General features: G+C 64.9%; 1 protein-coding gene. It reads left to right on the forward strand.

What is annotated here, in order from left to right; translation table 11 throughout:
• On the forward strand, positions 1-849 hold an 849-nt coding region (ilvC, locus tag BG61_RS38645), incomplete at both ends, for a ketol-acid reductoisomerase (RefSeq protein WP_035943730.1).

Here is an 849-nt window from a genome sequence, read left to right on the forward strand (position 1 = left end):
GAGCAAGGCCGAGAACGCCGGCCTGACCGTGAAGGAAGTGGCCGAAGCCGTGAAGGGCGCCGACGTCGTGATGATGCTTCTGCCCGACGAGCAGATTGCCGAGGTGTACAAGAACGAAGTGCATGCGAACATCAAGGAAGGCGCGGCACTCGCCTTCGCGCACGGCTTCAACGTGCACTACGGCCAGGTGATTCCGCGCGCCGACCTCGACGTGATCATGATCGCGCCGAAGGCCCCGGGCCACACGGTGCGCAACACGTACCAGCAAGGCGGCGGCGTGCCGCACCTGATCGCGGTCGCGCAGGACAAGTCGGGCGCGGCCCGCGACGTCGCGCTGTCGTACGCGGCGGCCAACGGCGGCGGCCGTGCCGGCATCATCGAGACGAACTTCCGCGAAGAAACCGAAACCGACCTGTTCGGCGAGCAGGCCGTGCTGTGCGGCGGCACTGTCGACCTGATCAAGGCGGGCTTCGAGACGCTGGTGGAAGCGGGCTATGCGCCGGAAATGGCGTACTTCGAGTGCCTGCACGAACTGAAGCTGATCGTCGACCTGATCTACGAAGGCGGCATCGCGAACATGAACTACTCGATCTCGAACAACGCCGAGTACGGCGAGTACGTGACGGGTCCGCGCATCGTGACCGAAGAGACGAAGAAGGCGATGAAGGCCGTGCTGAAGGACATCCAGACGGGCGAATACGCGAAGAGCTTCATCATCGAGAACCGCGCGGGCGCACCGACGCTGCAATCGCGCCGCCGCCTGACCGCCGAGCACGAGATCGAGCAGGTCGGCGCGAAGCTGCGCGCGATGATGCCGTGGATCGCGAAGAACAAGCTCGTCGACCAGTC

Origin of the sequence: Caballeronia glathei, from assembly GCF_000698595.1 — a bacterium.
Taxonomy (GTDB): Bacteria; Pseudomonadota; Gammaproteobacteria; order Burkholderiales; family Burkholderiaceae; genus Caballeronia; species Caballeronia glathei.